This window comes from Curtobacterium sp. SGAir0471 (assembly GCF_005490985.1).
In the GTDB taxonomy this organism is placed as follows: Bacteria; Actinomycetota; Actinomycetes; order Actinomycetales; family Microbacteriaceae; genus Curtobacterium.
In genome coordinates this window covers 3,493,424-3,516,664 of sequence record NZ_CP027869.1, presented here as the reverse complement: position 1 = coordinate 3,516,664, position 23,241 = coordinate 3,493,424, and the positions used below count along the sequence as shown (strand labels likewise).

The 23,241-nt window shown below is 71.3% G+C and carries 24 protein-coding genes; 22 read left to right on the top strand and 2 right to left on the bottom strand.

The genetic code is table 11. The annotated features are described in order from the left end of the window. Nucleotides 1–52 precede the first annotated feature (52 nt). From C1N91_RS16425 to C1N91_RS16330, 21 genes are all read left to right on the top strand, one after another. A complete protein-coding gene (locus tag C1N91_RS16425; RefSeq protein ID WP_137768574.1) occupies nt 53–1,489 on the top strand; it encodes a CCA tRNA nucleotidyltransferase in 1,437 nt (478 codons plus the stop codon). A gap of 187 nt (nt 1,490–1,676) precedes the next feature. Beyond that, on the top strand, nt 1,677–2,048 hold the full coding sequence (rpsF, locus tag C1N91_RS16420; protein ID WP_058728349.1) for a 30S ribosomal protein S6: 372 nt from the start codon (nt 1,677–1,679) through the stop codon (nt 2,046–2,048). 3 nt (nt 2,049–2,051) lie between these two features. Beyond that, the gene (locus C1N91_RS16415) at nt 2,052–2,621 is read left to right on the top strand and encodes a single-stranded DNA-binding protein (RefSeq protein ID WP_137768573.1); all 570 of its coding nucleotides are present in this window, start codon (nt 2,052–2,054) and stop codon (nt 2,619–2,621) included. Nucleotides 2,622–2,671: 50 nt separating this feature from the next. Continuing rightward, the gene (gene rpsR, locus C1N91_RS16410) at nt 2,672–2,929 is read left to right on the top strand and encodes a 30S ribosomal protein S18 (protein ID WP_017887834.1); all 258 of its coding nucleotides are present in this window, start codon (nt 2,672–2,674) and stop codon (nt 2,927–2,929) included. 14 nt (nt 2,930–2,943) lie between these two features. Then, on the top strand, nt 2,944–3,396 hold the full coding sequence (gene rplI, locus C1N91_RS16405) for a 50S ribosomal protein L9 (RefSeq protein WP_058728351.1): 453 nt from the start codon (nt 2,944–2,946) through the stop codon (nt 3,394–3,396). A 250-nt stretch (nt 3,397–3,646) separates the two neighbouring features. Continuing rightward, on the top strand, nt 3,647–3,940 hold the full coding sequence (locus C1N91_RS16400; RefSeq protein ID WP_058748771.1) for a WXG100 family type VII secretion target: 294 nt from the start codon (nt 3,647–3,649) through the stop codon (nt 3,938–3,940). A 130-nt stretch (nt 3,941–4,070) separates the two neighbouring features. Beyond that, nucleotides 4,071–4,391: a hypothetical protein gene (locus C1N91_RS16395; protein WP_137768572.1), complete on the top strand. Its 321-nt coding sequence runs from the start codon at nt 4,071–4,073 to the stop codon at nt 4,389–4,391. Next, the gene (locus C1N91_RS16390; RefSeq protein WP_137768571.1) at nt 4,391–5,830 is read left to right on the top strand and encodes a WXG100 family type VII secretion target; all 1,440 of its coding nucleotides are present in this window, start codon (nt 4,391–4,393) and stop codon (nt 5,828–5,830) included. The genes C1N91_RS16395 and C1N91_RS16390 overlap by 1 nt, the downstream gene beginning before the upstream one ends. Before the next feature lie 270 nt (nt 5,831–6,100). Next, a complete protein-coding gene (locus C1N91_RS16385) occupies nt 6,101–6,394 on the top strand; it encodes a WXG100 family type VII secretion target (protein WP_058748771.1) in 294 nt (97 codons plus the stop codon). A gap of 85 nt (nt 6,395–6,479) precedes the next feature. After that, on the top strand, nt 6,480–6,773 hold the full coding sequence (locus C1N91_RS16380; RefSeq protein ID WP_137768570.1) for a hypothetical protein: 294 nt from the start codon (nt 6,480–6,482) through the stop codon (nt 6,771–6,773). Further along, nucleotides 6,773–8,347: a hypothetical protein gene (locus C1N91_RS16375; RefSeq protein ID WP_137768569.1), complete on the top strand. Its 1,575-nt coding sequence runs from the start codon at nt 6,773–6,775 to the stop codon at nt 8,345–8,347. Before C1N91_RS16380 ends, C1N91_RS16375 begins: the two co-directional genes overlap by 1 nt. A gap of 37 nt (nt 8,348–8,384) precedes the next feature. Further along, nucleotides 8,385–8,978, top strand: coding sequence for a hypothetical protein (locus tag C1N91_RS16370; RefSeq protein WP_137768568.1), 594 nt, complete (start codon nt 8,385–8,387; stop codon nt 8,976–8,978). Next, nucleotides 8,975–9,703, top strand: a complete 729-nt coding sequence (locus C1N91_RS16820; protein WP_175416071.1) for a hypothetical protein — start codon at nt 8,975–8,977, stop codon at nt 9,701–9,703. Before C1N91_RS16370 ends, C1N91_RS16820 begins: the two co-directional genes overlap by 4 nt. Continuing rightward, nucleotides 9,700–10,620 (top strand): hypothetical protein, encoded by a 921-nt coding sequence (locus C1N91_RS16360; protein WP_137768567.1) that lies wholly within the window; start codon nt 9,700–9,702, stop codon nt 10,618–10,620. The genes C1N91_RS16820 and C1N91_RS16360 overlap by 4 nt, the downstream gene beginning before the upstream one ends. Continuing rightward, nucleotides 10,620–15,080, top strand: a complete 4,461-nt coding sequence (locus C1N91_RS16355) for an FtsK/SpoIIIE domain-containing protein (protein ID WP_137768566.1) — start codon at nt 10,620–10,622, stop codon at nt 15,078–15,080. Before C1N91_RS16360 ends, C1N91_RS16355 begins: the two co-directional genes overlap by 1 nt. Before the next feature lie 426 nt (nt 15,081–15,506). Beyond that, nucleotides 15,507–16,871 carry a replicative DNA helicase gene (gene dnaB, locus C1N91_RS16350; protein ID WP_058728756.1) on the top strand — a complete coding sequence of 455 codons (1,365 nt, stop codon included), beginning with the start codon at nt 15,507–15,509 and terminating at the stop codon, nt 16,869–16,871. Between the two features lie 9 nt (nt 16,872–16,880). Next, nucleotides 16,881–17,255 (top strand): hypothetical protein, encoded by a 375-nt coding sequence (locus C1N91_RS17065; RefSeq protein ID WP_254678285.1) that lies wholly within the window; start codon nt 16,881–16,883, stop codon nt 17,253–17,255. A gap of 43 nt (nt 17,256–17,298) precedes the next feature. Beyond that, nucleotides 17,299–17,850, top strand: coding sequence for a phosphoribosyltransferase family protein (locus tag C1N91_RS16345; protein ID WP_254678284.1), 552 nt, complete (start codon nt 17,299–17,301; stop codon nt 17,848–17,850). 35 nt (nt 17,851–17,885) lie between these two features. Then, the gene (locus C1N91_RS16340; RefSeq protein ID WP_254678283.1) at nt 17,886–19,619 is read left to right on the top strand and encodes an alkaline phosphatase family protein; all 1,734 of its coding nucleotides are present in this window, start codon (nt 17,886–17,888) and stop codon (nt 19,617–19,619) included. A gap of 61 nt (nt 19,620–19,680) precedes the next feature. Beyond that, on the top strand, nt 19,681–20,376 hold the full coding sequence (locus tag C1N91_RS16335) for a helix-turn-helix transcriptional regulator (RefSeq protein ID WP_137768563.1): 696 nt from the start codon (nt 19,681–19,683) through the stop codon (nt 20,374–20,376). A gap of 153 nt (nt 20,377–20,529) precedes the next feature. Beyond that, a complete protein-coding gene (locus tag C1N91_RS16330; RefSeq protein ID WP_137768562.1) occupies nt 20,530–20,913 on the top strand; it encodes a VOC family protein in 384 nt (127 codons plus the stop codon). Between the two features lie 64 nt (nt 20,914–20,977). On the opposite strand, the gene C1N91_RS16325 is transcribed toward C1N91_RS16330, so the two are convergent. Both C1N91_RS16325 and C1N91_RS16320 read right to left on the bottom strand, forming a co-directional pair. Further along, nucleotides 20,978–21,415, bottom strand: a complete 438-nt coding sequence (locus C1N91_RS16325; RefSeq protein WP_137768561.1) for a cupin domain-containing protein — start codon at nt 21,413–21,415, stop codon at nt 20,978–20,980. Continuing rightward, entirely contained in the window at nt 21,412–21,774 is a 363-nt protein-coding gene (locus C1N91_RS16320; RefSeq protein ID WP_137768560.1) for a carboxymuconolactone decarboxylase family protein, read from the bottom strand. Before C1N91_RS16320 ends, C1N91_RS16325 begins: the two co-directional genes overlap by 4 nt. 181 nt (nt 21,775–21,955) lie before the next feature. Between C1N91_RS16320 and C1N91_RS16315 the strand changes: the two genes are divergently transcribed. Continuing rightward, the gene (locus tag C1N91_RS16315) at nt 21,956–23,197 is read left to right on the top strand and encodes an MFS transporter (RefSeq protein ID WP_137768559.1); all 1,242 of its coding nucleotides are present in this window, start codon (nt 21,956–21,958) and stop codon (nt 23,195–23,197) included. The last annotated feature ends 44 nt before the right edge of the window (nt 23,198–23,241 follow it).

The following is a 23,241-nucleotide window of genomic DNA, read 5'->3' as shown; positions in this document are numbered from 1 at the left end:
CGCGGGCCGTGTGGAGAACTCGGTGCGCCGATCTGGGAGGATGAGGTCCGTCATGCAGTCCGTTGCCCAGGCCGTCGAACGACTCGACGCACTCGCAGCCACCGAGCCGGTCGCCGTCCTCGCTCGGGCGTTCGCCGATGCCGGACACGAGCTGGCCCTGGTCGGCGGCCCCGTCCGCGACGCGTTCCTCGGTCGACCCGTCACCGACCTCGACTTCACGACCGACGCCCGCCCCGACGACGTCCTGCGCATCGTCGAGCCGATCGCGAGTGCGACGTGGGACGTCGGTCGGCAGTTCGGCACGATCGCCGCCCGGGTCGCCGGCGAACAGGTCGAGATCACGACCTACCGCAGCGACTTCTACGACGGCGAGACCCGGAAGCCCGAGGTGGCGTTCGGCGACACGATCGAGGACGACCTGCTCCGCCGGGACTTCACCGTGAACGCCATGGCGCTCCGACTCCCCCAGCGCGAGCTCGTCGATGTGCACGGCGGTGTCGAGGACCTGCTGGCCGGCCGGCTGCACACCCCGCAGGCGGCACCCGTGTCGTTCCGCGACGACCCGCTGCGCATGATGCGGGCCGCACGCTTCACCGCCCAGCTCGGCTTCACGGTGTCCGACGAGGTCCGTGCCGCGATGACGGACCTCGCGGACTCGATCGACATCGTGTCGGCAGAGCGGGTCCGCGACGAGCTCGTCAAGCTGCTGAACACGTCCGGGCCGGTCCCCGGCGTCCGCCTGCTCGTGGACACCGGTCTCGCCGAGCGCTTCCTGCCCGAGCTCCCCGCGATGCGCCTGGAGATCGACGAGCACCACCACCACAAGGACGTCTACGAGCACTCGCTGACCGTGCTGTCGCAGGCGATCGGGTACGAGGCCGAGCGGCACCCGGGCGAGGCCCCGGACACGGTGCTCCGGCTCGCCGCGCTCCTGCACGACATCGGCAAGCCGGCGACCCGGAAGCTCGAACCGGGCGGTGCCGTCAGCTTCCACCACCACGACCTGGTCGGCGCGAAGCTCGCGAAGAAGCGACTGCGGGCGCTGCGGTTCGACAACGACACCATCGCGGCGGTGTCCCGTCTCATCGAGCTGCACCTGCGGTTCTTCGGCTACACCGAGGGTGCGTGGACCGACTCCGCCGTCCGCCGCTACGTCCGTGACGCGGGTCCGCTGCTCGAACGTCTGCACGAGCTCACCCGCTCGGACGTCACGACGCGGAACCGCCGGAAGGCCGACCGCCTCGGCTTCGCCTACGACGACCTCGAGGACCGCATCACGGCGCTCGCGGAGCAGGAGGAGCTCGAGGCAATCCGGCCCGACCTGACGGGTGACGACATCATGCGCATCCTCGACATCCAGCCGGGGCGTGCCGTGGGCGAGGCCTACCGGTACCTGCTCGAGGTGCGGATGGACGAGGGGCCCCTCGGCGCCGACGAGGCCGAGCAGCGCCTGCGCGCCTGGTGGGCCGAGCGGGACGCGACGGCCTGAGCCGCCCCGGTCCCGACGCGACCGCCTGCCGGACCGGGGCCGTTCTGCACAGCCGGTGGCGCGCCTCCAGGCCGTGGGCTAAGCTACTCGGGTTGTCCTTGCGCTCCTGCGCCACCGGACACATGCATCAACCCTCCTGCTCCGGGAACCGCCCGGGGCCGCCGAGACCAAAGGAGGTGGGTTCCGCATGCACCAGTACGAACTGATGGCGATCCTCGACCCCGAGATCGACGAGCGCACCGTTGCTCCCAGCCTGGACAAGTTCCTCGCGGTCATCCGCAATGACGGTGGCACCGTCGACAACGTGGACGTCTGGGGCCGTCGTCGCCTGGCCTACGAGATCGCGAAGAAGTCCGAGGGCATCTACGCCGTCGTCGACTTCACCTCGACCCCCGAGGCCGCCAAGGAGCTCGACCGTCAGCTCGGTCTCTCCGAGGCCGTGCTCCGCACGAAGGTCCTCCGCGCCGAAGAGGCGATCGCCCAGGTCGCCGCGCAGAAGCAGCGCGACGAGGCCCGTGCGGCCCGCAAGGCCGCCAACGCGACCGCGAGCGCCGAGTAGGTCATGGCCGGCGAAACCGTCATCACGGTGGTGGGCAACCTCACCGCGGACCCCGAGCTGCGTTACACGCAGAACGGGCTCGCGGTGGCGAACTTCACCATCGCATCCACCCCTCGCACGTTCGACCGTCAGGCGAACGAGTGGAAGGACGGCGACGCGCTGTTCCTCCGTGCGAGCGTGTGGCGCGAGTTCGCCGAGCACGTGGCGGGCTCGCTGACGAAGGGCTCGCGCGTCATCGCGCAGGGTCGTCTGCGTCAGCGCTCCTACCAGGACCGTGAGGGCCAGCAGCGCACGAGCATCGAGCTCGAGGTCGACGAGATCGGCCCGTCGCTCCGCTACGCGACCGCGCAGGTCACCCGTGCTGCGGGTGGCTCCGGCGGCGGTCGTGGCCAGGTCGGGGGCGGCAACGCTTCCGGTGGTGGCCAGGGCGGCAACGGCGGCGGCTGGAACAACAACGGCGGTCAGTCGGACGCACCGTGGTCGCCCCAGGGCGGCCAGCAGGGCGGCAACGCACAGTCGAACGACGTGTGGAGCCAGCCCGGCGGTTCGTACGACGACGAGACGCCGTTCTGATCCTCAGCGGTCTGACGGACACACAACTTCTTCTTCTCTAAGGAATCACAATGGCTGGAAAGAGCACCGGCGACCGCCGGAAGCCTCGCGGCAAGGGCGGCAAGAACGCCGCTCCCGCGAAGTCGATCAAGGTCGGCGTCATCGACTACAAGGACGTCGCGACCCTTCGCAAGTTCATCTCCGAGCGTGGCAAGATCCGCGCCCGTCGCATCACCGGCGTCTCCGTCCAGGAGCAGCGCCTCATCGCCCGTGCCGTGAAGAACGCCCGTGAGATGGCGCTCCTCCCCTACGCCGGCTCCGGCCGCTGATCGGAGGAGTTCACATGTCGAAGCTCATCCTCACCCACGAGGTCTCCGGCCTCGGTTCCGCCGGTGACGTCGTCGACGTCAAGAACGGCTACGCCCGCAACTACCTCATCCCCCAGGGCTTCGCCGTCGCGTGGTCCAAGGGCGGCGAGAAGCAGGTCGAGTCGATCCGTGCGGCCCGTGCCGCTCGCGAGCTCGCCACCATCGAAGAGGCCCAGGACCTCAAGATGAAGCTCGAGAACGCGACCATCAAGCTGACCGTCAAGGCCGGCAAGGACGGCCGCCTGTTCGGTTCGGTCCGCCCGGCGGACGTCGCCGACGCCGTCCAGGCGCAGGGCGTCGGTTCGCTGGACAAGCGCAAGGTCGAGGTCCCCGCGACCATCAAGACCGTCGGTGACCACGAGGCCACCGTGCGTCTGCGCGAGGACATCACCGCGGTGATCTCCCTGCAGGTCGTCGCCGCCAAGTAAGCAGCGGCACCACCGTCGAAGGGCGGGTCTCCTCCGGGAGGCCCGCCCTTCGTCGTGCGCGCTGATCGCGTCCCGCAGGGGGCCGCGACACACGTCGGTGCGGGTGTGCGGCGGACGTTCACGTCCGTCGCGACGGCACGAACTCCCGGTGAACAACACCCGAACACCCCCGTCCGGGAGGCAACGGGTCGGTACGGTCGTCCCGGCTTCCGGTACCGGAGGCGTACCACCTCGACACCAGGAGCACGACATGCCCAACTTGAACGTCACCTACGGCGAGATGCAGGACGCCGCGACCCGACTCGTGAACGGTGAGCAGGACATCACCTCGAAGCTGCGGGAGCTGAAGGCGCTCGTGGACTCGCTGATCAGCGGCGGCTACGTGACGGACCAGTCCTCGGTCGCGTTCGGGAGCTCGTACCAGGAGTTCAACGACGGTGCCACGAAGACCATCGAGGGTCTCGAGGGCATGTCGATGTACCTGAACAAGGCGGCCGAGGCGCTGCAGCAGACCGACCAGGAACTCGCCAACGCCATCAAGTAGCGCGCGACACCGGACGGCCGGTCCACGACCGCTCCGGACGACGGGCGGCCCACTGCGGGCCGCCCGTCCCACCTTCCACCGGCACACCAGCGCAGCGGCGCATCGGCACGGGCAGCGATCGGGAGCACCCATGGCAGACCTCATCATCACCAAGGCCGTCCTCGAGGACTCGGCCACGAAGCTCCGGCACATCTCGGACGAGCTGGAGCACCAGAAGTCCGACGACCGTGCCCTGACCGAGGTCTACGGCCAGCACGACGTGCAGCGGGCGATGCACGACTTCTCCGGCGACTGGAAGATCCACCGCGAGAAGATGACGGGCGCCGTGAAGGACCTGCACGACAAGATGCAGAAGTCGGTCGAGAACTGGTCGGCGCTCGAGCACGACCTGGCGGAGAAGCTCACGACCGAGCGCACCGACACGGGTCACACCGACGGGACGGCCGCCTGATGCCCGCCCGCGGAGGGAACTGGTCGCTCGTCGGCGAGGCCTCGGACCCGATCGTCGCGGACACGCAGGTCGTCCGCGAGCTGGTCGACTACTACCGCTCCATCGCGGACGAGATCCGCAGCGAGGCGGACGTCCTGAAGCGGATCGGCGAGGGCGACGAGTCGCAGTTCAAGGGCGAGTCCGCCGCTGCCGTGCGGAAGAAGAGCGGCGAGGTCGCCGCCTCGCTGCAGAAGATGTCCGGCCGCTACGACGCGATCCGCGACGCGCTGACCGGGTACCTGCCGTCGCTCGAGACCGCACTCGACGAGTCTGCCGCAGCGCTGCGCGAGGCCGAGGACGCGTCGGCAGCGGGGTCGCGCGCCGCGAGCATGGTGGACCCGTCGCAGGGACGGGCGCAGGACGCGCCGCCCCTGACCGCGGACGAGCAGGGGGCCGTCGACGCGAAGCACCGGGCGACCGAGGACGCACGGGCAGGAGCGGATGCGGCGACCGCGAAGCTCCGACGGGCCGTCGACACCCTGAACGGTGCCGGCCGTCAGGCTGCGTCGACGATCCGCGCCGCATGGGACGACGGCCTGCACGACACCCTCGGTGACAAGATCAAGGCGTTCTTCTCGAAGCTGCTCAAGATCCTGGTCAAGATCTTCACGTACATCGGCATCGCCCTGGCCGCGCTCGCCATCCTGATCCCCGGCGTGGGGATCCTGACCTTCATGGCGGCCGTGGCGGCGTCGGTGACCCTCGTCGCGAACATCGCGCTCGCGAGCATGGGCGAGGGCTCGTGGCTCGACGTGATCACCTCGGCGGTCGGCCTGGTGCTCGTCGGTGTCGGCGGCGCGTTGACCAAGGCGGTCTCGACGCTCAAGACGGCGGGGCTCGCGAAGGGGTTCGCCGGGTTCCAGAAGACGTCGCTGGACAAGATCCGGAACCTGCAGGACCTGCGTTCCGTGCAGATCACGAAGGCGCTCGGCGCCCGGACGGCGAGCGAGTACTCCGCGGCGCGGACCGAGGTGCAGGACCTCAGCAAGCAGATCGCGACGGTGAAGGAGACCTTCGCGGCTGCGAGGACGAAGAACGTCCTCGACGGCTTCAAGGAGAAGCCGAACTGGTGGCGGCCGAACCGGGCGCTCTGGAACGAGGACAAGGCGAAGGTGCTCGACGTCTTCGGGAAGGACGGCAAGGGCTGGCAGTGGGAGCGCCTGTTCAGTGTCGACCGGCAGTTCGAGATGACGAAGATGCAGAAGGAGCTGTGGGCGAAGTACGGCGTGCAGATCGCGGCGTCGCCGACGTGGCACACCTGGGCGGCCGGCGGACGCGTGGTCACGAGCTGGGTCAACACCTTCGTGTACGGCCAGGGGATCAAGCCGACGGGCTGGGGTGCCGACCAGGAACGCGTGCCCGGGTACGAGGCCGTCTCGGGCGCCCTCACCACCGCCTGAGCCGCGCCGATCGGTCCGCACTCCGGGGGACACCGGTCCGATCGGCGCACCGCGACACGCCGATGACCGCGGTGGTCTTGGCCACTGTGGCATGTGAATACCGCTCGGTACCGAGCCCGTCGGGACGCCGATGTACTGGAATGTGCACATCACTGTGCAGACCTCCGGGTCGACCGGGTCGAGAAATGTACCCCCCGAGATCGTTCCGCCCTGGAATAACGTTCCCGGTGTCCCTCGACCGGGGGGCGCGACGAACGACAGGAGCAGGCCATGCCCAACTTGAACGTGACCTACGGCGAGATGCAGGACGCCGCGACCCGACTCGTGAACGGTGAGCAGGACATCACCTCGAAGCTGCGGGAGCTGAAGGCGCTCGTGGACTCGCTGATCAGCGGCGGCTACGTGACGGACCAGTCCTCGGTCGCGTTCGGGAGCTCGTACCAGGAGTTCAACGACGGTGCCACGAAGACCATCGAGGGTCTCGAGGGCATGTCGATGTACCTGAACAAGGCGGCCGAGGCGCTGCAGCAGACCGACCAGGAACTCGCCAACGCCATCAAGTAGCGCGCTCCGCGCCCCGGTCGACGCTGCCGTCAGCGACGTCGGCCGGGGCGCGATCCGTTCCCGACCCGTCCCCTCGGAGGTACCCGTGTCCGATCTCGTGATCAGCCAGGAGCTCAGCGACAGCGCCGCGAAGGTGCACGCCATCAACGACGAGCTCGAACACCAGAAGTCCGACGACGACCAGTACCACGGCGTCTTCGGCGAGTCCCACCTGCAGGACGCCTTCTCGCACTTCAGCAAGGACTGGAAGCTCCACCGCGAGAAGATCCGCAAGAACGTCGACAAGCTCGACAAGAACCTGCAGAACTCGGTCGACACGTGGCGCGACCTGCAGCAGCAGCTGACCGACGGCCTGCAGTCGCACGAGGAGTCCGCCTGATGACCGCCCGCGCAGGTGACTGGGCCGCCCTCGACGAGCCGGGTGACCCGATCGCGACGCAGCCGGCGAAGGTGCTCGAACTCGCGGCGTACTACCGGGACATGGCGGAGTCGATGGAGACCACCGCCGCGACGCTCGAGAAGGTCGGCAGCGGCGACGAGTCCGTCGGCAAGGGCGAGGCCGTCGACGCCGTCCGCAAGCGGGCGAAGGACGTCGCCGGATCCCTGCAGCAGATGACCGGTCGGTACCGGTCGGCGGGCGAGGCTCTGCAGGGCTTCGCCGCAGCGGTCGGCGACGAGAGTGCCCGCGGGGCCGGGACCGTGATGGGGACCTCGTGGCAGGCGCTGCAGGACGCGATCGCCGCGAAGGGCGACCTCGGGTCGGCCCAGGGACTCGCCGATCCCGTCGCCGATGCGGAGGCCGGCGGGAAGGAGCCGACGCCGGAGGACACCGCCGACAGTCAGAAGCGCGCGGACCGGATCTCGAGCGCAGAGGATGCCGTCGCGGCGGCCAAGCGGAAGCTGCAGGACGCCCGCGAACAGCTCAGCGCCGCCGGCCGGGCGGCCGCGAGCACCATGCGGGACGGCTGGCACGACGGGCTGCACGACTCCGGGTGGTACAAGTTCATCCACATGCTCATCAAGATCCTGACCATCATCGGGATCGTCCTGGCCGTGTTCGCCTTCCTGATCCCTGGCCTCGGCATCGGTGCCATCCTCGGCGCGATCTCGGCGGGGATGACGTTGATCGCGCAGGCGGCGACCTTCGCGATGGGCGAGGGCAACGTCTTCGACCTCGTCATGGCGGTCGTCGGCGTGCTGACGCTCGGTCTCGGCACCGCGATCACGAAGGTCACCTCGACCGCGGTGAGCAACGGCATCAAGGCCACCAAGGGCGCCATGACCACGAAGTTCTCGTCCGCGAGCAAGGCCGCGCACAAGGCGGTCGGTGTGCGGAAGGACGAGCTGCAGGCGCTGAAGCGGGACTTCTCGAAGCTCGACAAGCGCCTCGACCGGCCCGTGTCGTCGGCGCAGGCGCAGACGATCACGAAGCAGCTCGACGGGCTGCAGGCACAGATCAGCAAGGCGACGAGGGCACTGGAACGGGCTCGAGGTCGTCGCGACGCCGTCGATGTGGAGTGGATCGGAACCGAGGCGTCGTTCGCGGCGAAGTTCGCCGACAACCCGAACTGGTGGAACGTCGCGAAGATCCACAAGGTGATCGCGAACGACGCGAAGCTCGTCAAGAAGCAGTTCTGGACCGAGGTCGGCACCCGCGGCGGACTCAAGGACTGGGGCGAGCGTTTGGGTGGCGTCGACTTCCAGTTCACCCGGGACCGCTTGAGTGACTTCGAGAAGCTGAACCGACTGCGGTCCGGCGTCACCGCGGCCCCGTGGTACCACGTCGGTGCGAACGGGTTCATGAGCGCGTGGGGCAAGGGCAACGCGATCGCCGGCCTGGTCATCGGCCCGATCGGCATCGGTGCCGACCAGGAGCGGCCGTGGACCGAGTGGGTCTCGGAGCACAAGCACCCCGTCACCGACCTGCCGACCGTGCCCGCAGCCCAGCGCTGACCCGATCGCCGGACCGGAACGAGAACCGAGGAGCACCATGACGACTGCGACCCCCACGGTGACGTCGAGCATCACGACCGACGCCTCGTGGCTGCTCGTCCCGCACCCCGACGAGGTCGACACCGCCTGGCGTGCAGAGACCCTCGAGCTGTTCGACGCGGTCGTCGGGCTCGACCGTGCTCGCTCGGGAGGGTCGGCGGTCACCGAGCTCGACACCGTCGCGGCGCTCGACACGCTGCTGGCCTTCCGCGCGGGTCTCGGGTCCGGGCAGCGTCTGCTCGCCTCGCTCGCGGTGCCGGGGAACTGGCCGCTCCCCGTGGTGGTCACCGTCGGGCTCGCCGAGGGCGGCACCGCGGACCTGCTCGACCTGGCCGGCGCGACCGGTGGTCTGCCGGTCGAGCCGCCCTCGGTCGACGAGCTCCCGGACCACGTGGGTGGCGAGGGGCCCGTCGTCACCCGCTACGACCTCGACGACGACGGGGCGATCTGGGCGTCGGTCACCGCCGTCCGTCGGGCTGACGGCGTCGACACGCACGTGCTCTGGCGGACGACGGACCTCGGGCTGGTCCCGGTGTTCGCGCCGCTCGTCGTCGACCTGCTGGCCACCGTCGAGAACGAGGTGCACGCATGACCACTCCGACCGCGTCGTTCCTGGTCGTCGTCCCGCCGGGGTGGGCCCGTCTGCCCGCCGGCGAGGACCAACGCGAGGAGCTCGGCGAGACCGTCCGCACCGTGATCGCGCGGGCGCTGCCGGACGACCTGCCACGGGACCGCGCCGAGCCGCTGCGGCAGGAGATGCGGAAGCGCCTCCTGCGCGCGGTGGTCGAGGCCGGGGACAACGGCGCCACCGCCGTCCACATGCCGGTCCAGCCCGTCGACGGGTACACCCCGCCGGTGTCGATCATCGAGTCCGAGGTGGACGACGAGTCCGAGGAAGCGCCCGAGCAGGTGGTCGCGCAGCTGCTCGCCGAAGCGCTGCCCACCCGGCGCGATCCGGACGACACCGGGCTGCGCGAGGTCGACGGCGGCATCGCGGCGCGCACCGAGCAGACGGTCCGGCGCGCGGACGTCGCCGCCGAGCTCCCGGAGGTCGGCGCGGACCTGCCCGTGGTGGACGACCGACAGGTGACGTACTCGATCCCCGTCCCGCACCGACCGGGTCGGTGGGTGATCATGTCGTTCTCGGCGATCAGCCCCAGCGACCCGGAGGACCCCGAGGCCGCCGAGCAGCTGACGGACGCGCTCGTGATGCTCTTCGACGCCGTGATGACCACCTTCCGCTGGACGGACGTCCCCGGCACCGAGCCGACCCCGCTCGAGCGTCGGATCGCCGAGATCGCCGAGGCCCGTTCGTGACCTGGTCGTTCCTGACGCCGGAGTCGCACCTGCTGCTGACCATGTCGGTCGTCGTGCTCCTCGGCGCCCTCGCCGTCGTGGTGCCCACGATCGTCGCGCTCCGCCGCCGCACCTCGACCGACGCACTGGTCTGGGCCGACCAGGTGCGCCGGGACCCGGCCGCGGCCTGGGCCGTCGACCGGGTGCTCCGGGGGATCGAGGCCTCGTGCGCCGGGGCGGGCGTGCTGTTCCCCGGCGCGGTGCGGATCACGATCGGCCACACCGTGCGGATCGACGTCGCGTCGCCGACGATCGCGCCGCCGGCGCCGTGGACGGCCACGCCGGACGGTCGGACGTGGTCGGCGCCGATGTGGGCGCTGCAGGCGGTCCCGCTCGTCGGCGGGGCCCCGGTCGAGTTCGCGACGGCCGTACCGGTCGGCACCCGAGAGGACGAGACGGTCGTGGTCGACCTGCGTCGGGTGCGCGGGATCGTGGCCCTGCGCGGGGAGGGCGCCGCCCGTGCGGCGCTGCTCGTCCGCGTCGTCGAACAGTTCACGGCCGCCCCGTGGGCGGCCGGCACCACCGTGCTCGAGGTGGGGTCGCCGGTCGGGGTGGGCACGGCCGTGACGGTGCACGAGGCGATCGCGGCGGTCACGGCGGACGCGACCCCGGGCCTCCTGGTCGTGTCCCGGGTGCCGGCCGGCGCGGACGGACGCGAGCTCGCCCGTCTGCTCGAGCGGCCGGGCGGCCGCTGGGCGTGCATCGCGGCCGCCCCGGACCCGCTCACACGCTGGACGATCGCGGTGCGGCGGGACGGCACCCACGTGTCCGACGAGCTCGGCACGCTGCAGTGGGCGGCCCTCGGTCGCTCGGTCCCGGTGGACCCGGCTGCGCCGGTGGACGGTCAGGTCCCGGCCGACGCGCGGGAACAGGCCTGATGCGCGTCGTCGTCACGGTCGTCGACGACGCGACCGGTGAGCACTCCGACGTCCTCGTCGACGCCGCCGGACAGACGCCGATGCGGACCGTCGTCGACGCCCTGGTCCGACGGACCGGCGGGCGGCCCGTCCCGGACGGCGCCCCCGACGGCGACGTGCCGTTCGCGCGCAGCGGGCTGGTCGACGGCGCCGTCCTGCACGTCGGCGGTACCGAGCGGCCGCAGCCCGAGCACGGCACCGTGCACCTGCTCGTCGTGGGCGGGGTCGACGCGGGTCGCGTCCGACGGCTGTCGCCGGGCACGGTCCGCATCGCCCTCGCCGAGGACGGTGCGGCCGCGGTCGGTGCGGCCGCCGACGGTCCCGGTCTGGAGGCCCGCACCGCGTTCGACGGGTCGGTGACGGTCCGGCTCACCCCGCCCGAGGACGACGGCGAGCGTCCCACGGACCGTCCCGCGCCCACCCTCGAGGGCGAGCCGATCGCGGCTGAGTGGACGGACTGGCCGGCACACGCCCTCGTGCGCCTCGGCGACACGGTGCTGAGCGTCGCGCCGGTCGAGGTCGTCGACCGCATGCTGCTCCGTCCGCCGGACTCCGGGCAGCTCGACTTCAACCGGCCGCCGCGGCTGCTCCCGCCGTTCCTGCAGACGGACTTCCGGATCCCGAAGCCGCCGGTGCCACCGCAGCGGTCCGCGATCCCGTGGATCATGGTGTTCGTCCCGGCGATGTTCGGCATCGTGATGGCGACCGTGTTCCGCTCGCCGTTCTACCTGCTCTTCGCGGCGATGACGCCGATGATGGTGATCGGGCAGACGATCAGTGCGCGGCGCACGGGGAAGAAGAGCCACCGGAAGCAGCTCGCCGAGCACCGCGAACGGGTCGCCGCGCTCGAGGCGGCGATCGACCAGGCGGTGCTCGACCAGCGCGACCAGCGGCGGACGTCCGCGCTCGACGCCGCCTCGCTGCGGGTGGTCGCGACCACCCCGGGTCGGCGGCTCTGGGAGCGCCGACCGTCCGACGGTGACCACCTGCACGTGCGGATCGGCACGGGCGACCTGCCGTCGACCGTCACCGTGGTCGACGACCGCGACCTCGACGGACTCGCCCACGCGCCCCGCGTCACCCGCGGCGTGCCCGTGACGGTCCCGCTCGCCGAGGTCGGGGTGCTCGGCATCGCCGGCGCCGGTGACACCCCGCGCGACCTCGGACGCTGGGTGCTCGGCCAGCTCGCCGTCACGCAGAGCCCGCGCGAGGTGCAGTTCGTCGTGCTCACGGCGCAGCAGCACGTCCCGGCGTGGACCTGGACGCTCTGGCTGCCGCACCTGCGTCCGACCGGTGGGCAGGAGGCGCTGGCGCTCATCGGCGCCGACGGCGAGACGATCGGCCGGCGCCTGGCCGAGCTCACCCAGGTGCTCGCCGAGCGCCGGGCGGAGCGGCAGAAGAACGGGACGCACCGGAGCCGGTTCTCGCCCGAGATCGTCGTGGTGCTCGACGGCGCCAGACGGCTCCGCGCGATGCCCGGCGTCGTCGGACTGCTCCGGGACGGGCCCGCGTGCGGCATCCGCCTGGTCTGCATCGACGAGGAGGAGTGGCAGCTGCCCGAGGAGTGCGTCGCCACCGTCACGCACCGCAGCGCCACCGAGCTCGTGCTCCGCCGGCAGCTGTCCGCGCCCGTCGAGCTCGTGCTCGCGGACCGGGTCGCGGACGACTGGTACGACGACGTCGCCCGCGGGACCTCGCCGTTGCGTGACACGAGCGGGTCCGACGGGGACGGCCTGGTGCCGGACGCCGCCCGACTGCTCGACGTGGTCGACCTGCCGCAGCCAGACGGCCGGACCGTCGCCGAACGCTGGGCGGCGTCGGGCACGAGCACGGCAGCGGTCGTGGGCGTGGGGATCGACGGCGCCTTCGAGCTCGACCTGGTCAAGGACGGTCCGCACGGCCTGGTCGCCGGCACCACCGGGTCCGGCAAGTCCGAGTTCCTGCAGACCCTCGTCGCGTCGCTCGCGCTGCGGAACCGCCCGGACCGGATGACGTTCGTGCTCGTCGACTACAAGGGCGGTGCGGCCTTCAGCGTGGCGTCGGACCTGCCGCACACGGTCGGGCTCGTCACCGACCTCGACCAGCACCTGGTCGAGCGGGCGCTCCGGTCGCTGCGCGCCGAGCTCACCCGGCGTGAGCACATCCTCGCTGCCTCGGGTGCGAAGGACATCGAGGACCACGAGGCGCACCTCGCCCGCGGCGGTGCCGGCGAGGCGATGCCACGGCTCGTGCTCGTCATCGACGAGTTCGCGGCGATGGTCACCGAGCTGCCCGACTTCGTCACCGGGCTCATCGGCATCGCGCAGCGCGGTCGCTCGCTCGGGGTGCACCTGATCCTGGCCACCCAGCGCCCCGGCGGTGTCGTTGGGCCGGACATCCGGGCGAACACGAACCTGCGCGTCGCGCTGCGGATGACCGACTCCGGGGAGAGCACCGACGTCATCGACGTGGCCGATGCCGCGCGGATCCCGAAGAGCGTGCCGGGGCGCGCGTACGCGCGCCTCGGTCACTCGTCGGTCGTGCCCTTCCAGTCGGCGCGGGTCGGCGGTCGGTGGGCCGGCGAGGAGGACCCGGCCACGGGCCTCCCGTTCGTCCGGGTGCTCGAGTGGCGCGACTTCGCCACCGCACCGCCCGCGCGACCGTCGCGCAGCGACCAGGCGACCGCCGCCACGGACCTCTCGGTCCTGGTGCAGGCGATGGGTGACGCCCGCGACCGGCTCGGCATCGGACGGGTGCACAGCCCGTGGCTGCCGCCGCTGCCGGAGCTGCTGCCGCTCGCGCAGGTCGCGTCGGCCGCGGTCGGGTCGTCGTCGTCCCCGTCTTCGTCTCCGTCGTCTTCCTCGTCGTCGTCCGTGGAGTCGCTGCGCTTCGCCGTCGGGCTCGAGGACCTGCCGGACACCCAGGAGCAGCGCGCAGCCGAGGTCGACCTCGCCCGCTTCACGCACCAGTTCGTCGTCGGCGCGCCGGGGTCGGGTCGGTCGACGGCGCTCCGCACCCTGGCCGCGTCCGCGGCGCGGTCCCTGTCGTCCGCCGACCTGCACGTGTACGCGATCGACTGCGGCAACGGTGCCCTCGCATCGCTCCAGCAGCTGCCGCACTGCGGTGCCGTGGTGCAGCGGACGCAGGTCGAACGCGCCACGCGCCTGATCGACCGGTTGACACGGGAGACCGCCCGGCGGCACGACCTGATCGCCGCGGCGTCCGCAGCGGACGTCACCGAGCAGCGCCTGCTCGCGGCGCCGGGCCAGCGACTGCCGCACGTGCTCGTGCTCATCGACCGGTGGGAGAACTTCACCACCTCGCTCGGCGAGGTCGACGGCGGGGCGCTGACCGACGCCGTGCAGTCGCTGCTGCGCGACGGCGCAGCAGCCGGGATCCACGTCGTGGTGTCCGGTGACCGGTCGTTGCTGTCGTCGCGCATGTCGACGCTCACCGACGACAAGGTCGTGCTGCGGCTGACCGACCGGCTCGACTACTCGCTCGGCGGCATCAACCACCGGAAGCTGCCCGCGTCCATCCCGCCGGGGCGGGGGTTCCGCGCCGACTCGGGCACCGAGGTGCACTTCGCGACGCTCGGCACCGACGTGTCCGGGCAGGGGCAGACCACCGCGGTGCGTGACCTCGCCGCGGAGCTCCGAGCGGCCGCACCGGTCCCGCCGTCGCCGCGCCCGTTCCGCGTGGACGCGATGCCGAAGGACCTGGACCTCGACACCGCACTCGCCCTGGAGTCCGCTCCCGAACCCGCCCCGATGGTCGCGATCACCGGGATCGGCGGGGACGACATGGAGCTGCAGACCGTCGACCTGCGCACGGGGGGCGGCACCTTCGTGGTCGCCGGACCGTCTCGGTCCGGTCGGTCCACCATGCTCGCTGCCATGGCGCGGTCGCTGCTGGCCGGCGGCACGTCGCTCGTCGTCCTCGCGCCGCGGCCGGGGCCCGTGCGGGACCTCGAGGGGTTGCCCGGCGTGCGTGCGGTGTTCAGCGGGGACGACGTCACGCAGGAGCAGCTCGAACCCGTGCTCGCACCCGACGGCACTCCCCTCGTGCTCGTCGTGGACGACGGTGAGCTGCTCATCGACTGCTCGGCGGCGCGGTGGCTGCGCGACTGGGGTCGCGCCGCGGTGGACAACGGGCAGGGGATGCTGCTCGGAGGGAACACCACGGGGCTCGCGGCCGGGTTCGGCGGCTGGCAGGTCGACGCCAAGAAGAACCGGCGCGGGGCGCTGCTGTCGCCGCAGGACACCCTGGCCGGGGACCTGATCGGGGTGCGCATCGCGCGGTCGTCGATCTCCACACGGATCGAGCCCGGGTCGGCGCTCGTGCACCTGGGGACCGGGCTGGCGTCGACGCTGCAGGTGCCGATGGTCCCGCGCGGGACGCTGGCGGGGACCGGGGCCGGGACCGGGGCGCTGGTCGGCTGAGGCTGGTGCTGGCCGGTTACTGCTCGCGGCGTTCTGCCGATGCTGAGAGCGACCCGAGAACGCTCCCCACAGGGCACCCCTTTGTCAAGTCGTTTTACACAGTTGAAACGCCACCCGGGACAACCTTCAAGGTGTAGTTGAAGCCCGGTTCTCCACACATGGTGTGGAACGGAAAACCCCAGTTCAATCCGTCGAACACGTGTTCTACCGTGCAGTTGTCCACATACTCGTCCACAGTTGTGCACATGGGAACCCGGCGTGTTCCGCATGCTCTCCACAGAGTTATCCACAGGGCCGTTTGCTGGGGATAACTCTGTCCCCGTAGCTTGGCCCAGCGACTCGGCGGAGGCAGGGGATGTCGGTCGTCCGGGGTAGGAAAGCCGGTGTGGGCCGAGGCCTGCACCGTCACGACAAGAGGGAGTCCGTGTGTCGATCGCGCATCTCGATCCGTCCCCGCAGGACCTGTCCGACCGGGGCTCGGAACGGACGCCGCCGCACGACCTGCTCGCCGAGCAGTCGACCATCGGCGGCATGCTGCTGTCGAAGGACGCGGTCGCCGACGTCATCGAGACCGCCCGTGGCGTGGACTTCTACATCCCCAAGCACGAGGTCATCTTCGACGCGATCCTGTCGCTCTACTCGCACGGCGAACCGACCGACGTGATCGCCGTCACCGACGAGCTGACGAAGACCGGTCTGCTCTCGCGAGCCGGCGGCGCCGAGTACCTGCACAGCGTCACGAGCATGGTGCCGACCGCGGCGAACGCCGGGTACTACGCAGCCATCGTCGCCGAGAAGGCCGTGCTCCGCCGCCTGGTCGACGCCGGTACCCGCATCGTGCAGATGGGCTACGCGTCCGAGGGTGAGGTCACCGACCTCGTCAACAGCGCCCAGGCCGAGGTCTACAACGTCGCAGGTGGCGTGCAGACCGAGGACTACGTGCCCCTGACCGACGCCATCGGCGCCGCGATCGACGAGATCGAGGCCGCGAAGGGCCGCGACGGGCAGATGACCGGCGTGCCGACCGGGTTCAGCGGGCTCGACGCCCTGACGAACGGCTTCCACCCCGGGCAGCTCATCATCGTCGCCGCGCGCCCCGCACTCGGCAAGTCGACCCTGGCGCTCGACCTGTGCCGCGCCGCAGCGCTCAAGCACGACCAGACCGCCGCGTTCTTCTCGCTCGAGATGGGCCGCGCCGAGATCGCGATGCGCCTGCTGTCCGCCGAGTCGAGCGTGCCGCTGCAGAACATGCGCAAGGGCACCGTCGACTCCCGCGACTGGACCACGATCGCGCAGACCCGCGGGCGCATCAACGACGCCCCGTTCTTCATCGACGACTCCCCCAACATGACGCTCGTCGAGATCCGTGCGAAGTGCCGCCGGCTCAAGCAGCAGCACAACCTCAAGCTCGTGGTCATCGACTACCTGCAGCTGATGACCTCGGGCAAGAAGGTCGAGAGCCGTCAGCAGGAGGTCTCCGAGTTCTCGCGTGCGCTGAAGCTCATGGCGAAGGAGCTCGGCGTCCCGGTCATCGCGCTGTCGCAGCTGAACCGTGGTCCTGAGCAGCGAGCGGACAAGAAGCCGATGATCTCGGACCTGCGCGAGTCGGGCTCCATCGAGCAGGACGCCGACATGGTGATCCTGCTGCACCGTGAGTCGGCGTACGAGAAGGACAACCCGCGCCAGGGCGAGGCGGACCTCATCGTGGCGAAGCACCGCAACGGCCCGACGGACACGATCACGGTGGCGTTCCACGGGATGTTCTCGCGGTTCGTCGACATGCCGCAGTAGGGCACGCGTGTGACGACGCGTCGGCTCGGGAACACCATCATCATCGGCGTGCTGGTCGGTTGCGTCGCGCTCCTGGCCGTCGCCGCTGCCGTCGGCTGGGCTCTCGGTACCTTCCGAGCCCAGGTGCCGATCGCGGTCGTCAACGACCTCGGCCGCTCGGTCGACCTGACGTGCCTGTGGGACAACCGAGACGGACTGGTACCCGGCGACCGGACGACGCTCCTCGTCGATGCGGGATCGACCGAGGACTGCGAGGTCGATGCGCACGACGGCTCGACGGAGTACGGGTGCCTGGTGCTCGACGCCCGAGGTCGGCTCGACGCACCGCAGGAGCTCCGGCTGTCGGCCGCCTCGACCGACCCCTCGATCGACTGTTCGACCTGACGACCCGTCGCCGTCCCCTCGCGCGAACCGGGAGAATCACGTCGTGACCGTGGACACCGACCTCAGACGACGGCTGCAGGACTCGTTCCGGTGGCGGAGTGATCGGACGGATCCGTACTCCACCGCCGACGTGACCGGCTGGTGGCGCGATCCGCACGTCCTGGGCGCGCTCGGTCCCGGCCTCGCCGCCCTGTTCGACGATGCTCAGCCAACGGTGGTGCTCGGCATCCAGTCGCGCGGAACGCTCCTCGGAGCGCTCGTCGCAGCGCACCTCGGGGTGGGTCTCGCCGAGGCTCGGAAGGACCCGAGCCGTGCCGCGGACACCGATGCGTGGTGGGATGTGACGACCGGCCCGGACTACCGGGACCGCTCCCTGCGGCTCGGCGTCCGCCGGAGCCTGCTGCGGTCCGGCGACCGAGTGCTGTTCGTCGACGACTGGATTGCCACGGGAGCGCAGGCAGAAGCCGCTCGGGCGCTGACCGACATGGCCGGCGCGACCTGGCTCGGTGCCGCCGTCGTGGTCGACGGGCTCGAGCGGCCTCCGCTCCGACGGACGCTGCGACTGCGCGCGCTCCTGTCGATGCACCAGTTGTAGACGGTTGCGGGCAGGACGGGGTGATGATGGACCGCATGGACCACCAGAGCGAGGACCGTGGGACGCCGGCACCGAGCCGGCGGACCTTCCTGCGCCGGGCCGGTGTCGGCGCGGCCAGCGCTGCCGTCGGTGCCGGACTCGTGGGCGCCGGGACCGCGTACGACCGGTCGGTGCACGATGCCCGGTACGGCTTCACGCCGCTCCCGGCACGGCCCGAGCCGGGTTTCGACCACGTCGTCGTCGTGATGTTCGAGAACCGGAGCTTCGACCACGTCCTCGGCCGGCTGTACACCGACGCCGACCTCCGCCCCGGGCAGTCCTTCGCCGGGCTGCAGGACGGACGCCACGAGAACACCGCCCCCGACGGCACCGTCGTCCCCGCGCACGTGTACGAGGGGACGACCGACCACGTGATGAGCCAGCCCGACCCGGACCCGGGCGAGTTCTACCCGCACGTCAACACGCAGTGGTTCGGTCTCGTCGAACCCGCGGAGAACGCCGACCCGGCACGGAACGGGTACGCGGCGCCGTTCAACGCCCCGGCGGACACGAGCACGCCGACGATGTCCGGGTTCGTCCACGACTACGTCGTGAACTTCCGGCTGGAGCGCGGCCGGGAGCCGAGCGTCGAGGAGTACTCGCGGGTGATGGGCGGCTTCTCGCCGGCGATGCTGCCCGTCTTCTCCACGCTCGCCAGATCGTTCGCCGTCTACGACCACTGGCACTGCGCGGTGCCGTCGCAGACCTTCTGCAACCGCTCGTTCTTCCACGCCAGCACCTCGCACGGCTTCGTCACGAACGGCCGGGAGGGCGGCCCGCAGAAGTGGCTGGGTGCGGACGCCGTCCCGACGATCTTCAACCGACTCGAGGAGGCGGGGAAGACCTGGCGCGTGTACTTCGACGCGCGCCAGGTGGTGTCCCTGACCGGGTTCCTGCACGCACCGTCGATCGAGCGGTACTGGAAGACCAACTTCCGGAGCATGGAACAGTTCCACGCCGATGCGGCGAGCGGCAACCTCCCCGACTACGCGTTCATCGAGCCGCGCATGATGTTCGACCACAACGACATGCACCCGCCGGTCGGCAGCCCGGGTGACCACAGCGCGCCGGACGCCGGCGCGTACGAGTCGGCGACGTCCGACGTCCGCGCAGCGGAAGCGCTCCTCGCCAGCGTCTACGACGCCGTCCGCGGCGGACGGAGCGAGCGCGGATCGAACGCGATCAACACCGCCCTCGTGGTGACCTTCGACGAGCACGGCGGGATCTACGACCACGTCCCGCCACCCGCAGGCGTCGCGTCACCGTCGGGGTCGCCGACCCCGGGCGAGATGGGGTTCACCTTCGACCGACTCGGCGGGCGGGTGCCGGCCTTCGTGGTGTCCGCCTACACGGAACCCGGGACGATCATCAACGAGCCGATGCACCACGCCGCGGTCATCCGGACGCTGACGGAGCAACACGGCCTCGAACCCCTCACCCACCGGGACGCCGAGGCCACGGGGATCCACAACGTGCTGAACCGGAAGGTCCCCCGGCAACCGCAACTCTGGCCGGACGTCGCCCCGCAGTACGTGCCGACCAACCCGGAGGGCAGGAGCGGTCCGCCGTCGGAACGGGACCGTCGCCGGCCCCTGACCGCGCCGGGGATCGGGCTGCTCGGGCTGCTGCTGGCCAAGTACGAGCCCGACGCCCCGGTACCCACGACGTTCGGGGACGCCTACGACGTCCTCACCGAGCACGGCGCCGGACTCTTCGGCGACCGGGACTGACCGCACCGCCCGACCGTTCGGCGACTTCCGCTGACCGTCCGACCTGCCGGATGATGGGTCGGTGAACCGCACCGACCGCCTGTACGGCATCGTCGAGGAACTGCGGGCCGCCGCACCGCGACCGCGGAGCGCACGCCGCCTCGCCGAGCGGTTCGAGGTGTCCGTCCGGACCGTGGAGCGGGACCTCGCGGCACTGCAGCAGTCGGGGCTGCCGATCTGGGCGGAGCCCGGCCGCACGGGCGGGTACGTCATCGACGCGTCGGCGACGCTCGGCCCCGCCGGCTTCACGCCGGACGAGGCGCTCGCGGTGCTGATCGGCCTCGGTGCCCTCGGCGCCAGCCCGTTCCGGCAGGCTGCTCGCACCGCGGCACGCAAGGTGCTCGCCGTCATGCCGGACCGGGATGCGGCGCGCGCGGGTGCGGTCGCGTCACGGGTCCACTTCCTGGAGGCCGACGAGGACCCCGTCACGCCGGTCGCCTTCGCCGAGGCCCTGCGTTCGGACCGCGTGGTGCGGCTGCGGTACCGCGCTGCGGACGGCACGGAGTCGACTCGTGACGTCGAACCGCTCGGGTCGATCGAGAAGGAGGGGCACTGGTACCTGGTCGCGTGGTGCCGGCTGCGCGACGGAGTCCGAGCGTTCCGCGGCGACCGGATGGCATCGATCGAGGTGACCGACGAGCGGCCACCCCGGCGCGTGCTGCGCACCGAGGACCTGGGCATCGAGTACGGACGACTGCGTCCCGTCGTCGGCGACTGAACCGGCGACCGAGCCGCGGACCGACGGCGGTCCGGCGACGCGCGAGGGCGATCTCCGACGACGGGATCCGGCGAACACCGACAGGACGGTGTCGCGACGGCCCGGGACGCTGGTCGACGACCGCGTCAGCACCAGCACCACCGGAGGAATCCCGTGTCGTTCGCATCCATCCGCATCGTCACCGACGACCTCGACGGCCTCGTCGCCTTCTACGAACAGCTCACCGGCCAGCGCGCCGAGCGCCCCGCGCCCGTCTTCGCGCAGTTCACCGGCCCCGGTGCGACCCTCGCGATCGCCAGCACCGCCACCGTCGCGATGCTCGGCGGCGCCATGACGCCCGCGACGAACCGGTCCGTGTTCATCGAGTTCGAGGTCGACGACGTCGACGCCCGCTTCGCGCAGCTCCGTCCCGAGCCCGAGCACGTCGTCCTCGGACCGACCACGATGCCCTGGGGCAACCGGTCCGCACTGGTCCGCGATCCCGACGGCAACGTCGTCAACCTCTTCAGCCGGCCGGAGTCGGATCAGCTCGGGTGACCCGTCACTGCGTCCCCGGTCTGCAGCGCCGAGGAGTTGATCTCGTCGTCGTCCGCGGCCCGTGTCAGCCGGCCGACCCGTGCGACGGCAGGGCGTCGTAGACCTCGTCGGGGACGGACTCGAGCCACTCGTTGCGGACGCCCTCACCGGGCGTGATGAACGCCAGGTGCGAGAACCACGAGTCGGCCTTCGCACCGTGCCAGTGCTTCGTGCCGGCGGGCACGCGGACGGTCGTGCCGGGGGTCAGGCTGACCGGGTCGGAGCCCTCGGCCTGGTACCAGCCGGATCCGGCGGTGCAGATGAGGACCTGGTCGCCGCCGCCGTGCTCGCCGCCGTGGTGGATGTGCCAGTCGTTCCGGCACCCCGGTTCGAAGGTGATGTTGTTCACCGGCACGTCGCCGTCGACGACGGGAGCGTTGAAGCTCCGACCGGAGAAGTACTGCGCGAACGCGTCGTTCGGTTCGCCGGTCGGGAAGGGCTGCTGGAAGTCGGTCTCGGTCATCGATGCTGCTCGCTCTCGTCGTCACCGTCGTCCTCGATGACGTCCCGCAGGACGGTGGTCCCGCTCATGCCGTTGGGCCAGCCGGTGTAGAACGCCAGGTGGAGCAGTGCTTCCTCGAGTTCTCGGTCGGTGACGCCGTTGCTGCGGGCGAAGCCGAGGTGGAACCGCAACTGGTCCGTCTTCCCGAGCGCGGTCAGCGCCGCGATCGTGACCAGGCTTCGGTCGCGCTTGGACAGCCCGTTTCGTTCCCACACCTCGTCGAACAGGACCGCGTCGGTGTAGTGCACCATCCCGGGCGCGAAGTCCCCGAAGGCGTCCCTGCCGCCGGTCCATCCCGTCTGCGTGTCGTCGTCCGTCATGCTCGAGCACACTCCTCGTCGTCCCGATCGATGCTCCCGGTCGATGTCCCGGTGGTGCCATGCAACCGCTCCGCTGCGCACCGTGCCCGGTGCTGCCGAGACGGGGTCCGGTGGAACCTCTCTCCCGCCGTGGCTCCGTCCCTACCGTGGGACGGACCGACCCCGCCGAACGAGAGTCTTCATGCACGCACCGACCACCACCAGCGGAACCGCCGTCACGACCACCGCACGGCAGCGCCTCCCCCTCGTGGTCCCGGTCCTGGCCGCCGGTACCTTCCTGATGATCACGACGGAGTTCGTCATCGCGGGCATCCTGCCGGAGGTCGCCGCCGACCTCGACGTCCCGCTCGGCCGGGCGGGACTGCTCATCACGGTCTTCGCGGTCGGCATGATCGTCGGCGCTCCCCTGATGACGCTGCTGACGATCCGGCTGCCGAAGCGTCTCGCACTCCTGCTCGCCCTGGCACTGTTCGTCGCCGGGCACGTCGTGGTCGCACTGGCGGACGACTTCACCGTCCTGCTGCTCGCCCGGCTCGTCACCGCGTTCGCGACGGGAGCGTTCTGGTCGGTGGCCTCCGTCGTGGCCGCCCGCGCCGCAGGACCGCAACTCGGGTCACGTGCGCAGGGCGTCGTCGGTGCCGGGGGCTCGCTCGGCACCGTGCTCGGTGTGCCGCTCGGAGCGTTCCTCGCGCAGGCGGTCGGCTGGCGCGGCACCTTCTGGGCGATCGCCGCCGCCGCGGTCGTCCTCGCCGTGCTCGTCGCGCGGCTCGTGCCCCACGACCCGTCCGCGACCGGTCGCGCGTCGATCCGCGGGGAGTTCACGGGCCTGCGCTCCGCACGACTCTGGCTCACCCTGCTCGCCTGCGTCACCACCAGCGGCGGGATCGTCTCCGCCTACTCCTTCATCGCCCCGCTGCTCACGGACCGTGCCGGTGTCGCAGCCGGTCTGGTCCCGGTCGTGCTGACCGCGTTCGGCGTGGGGTCCCTCGTCGGGACGCTCGTCGGCGGCCGGCTCGGTGACACGCGCCCGGGAGCGGTGACCATCGTCACCCCGGCGGCCAGCGCGGTCCTGCTCGTCCTGATCGGCACCGTCGCGGACCAGCCCGTCCTGACGGTGGTCCTCGTCGCCGCGCTCGGGCTGTTCGGGCTCAGCGCCAACGGGGTCCTGATCCACACCGCCGTGCACGCCGCGGGCGACGCCGCGCCCCTCGGTGCAGCCCTGACCGTGTCGGCGTTCAACCTCGGCACCGCGATCGGCACCGCGCTCGTCGGGGGCCTCCTCGCCACCACCGGAGTCACCGGCCCGGCGCTCATCGGGGCCGGGATCGTCGCGCTCACCCTGGTCCCGATGATCGCGCTCGCCGTGACCTCGGGACCGAGGCGCGCGACCGCTCGGGACCGGCGGCCGGAGCGCGCCAGGTAGGACCACTCGAGCGCGAGGTCCCTCCCGCCCGACCACCGCGGGCG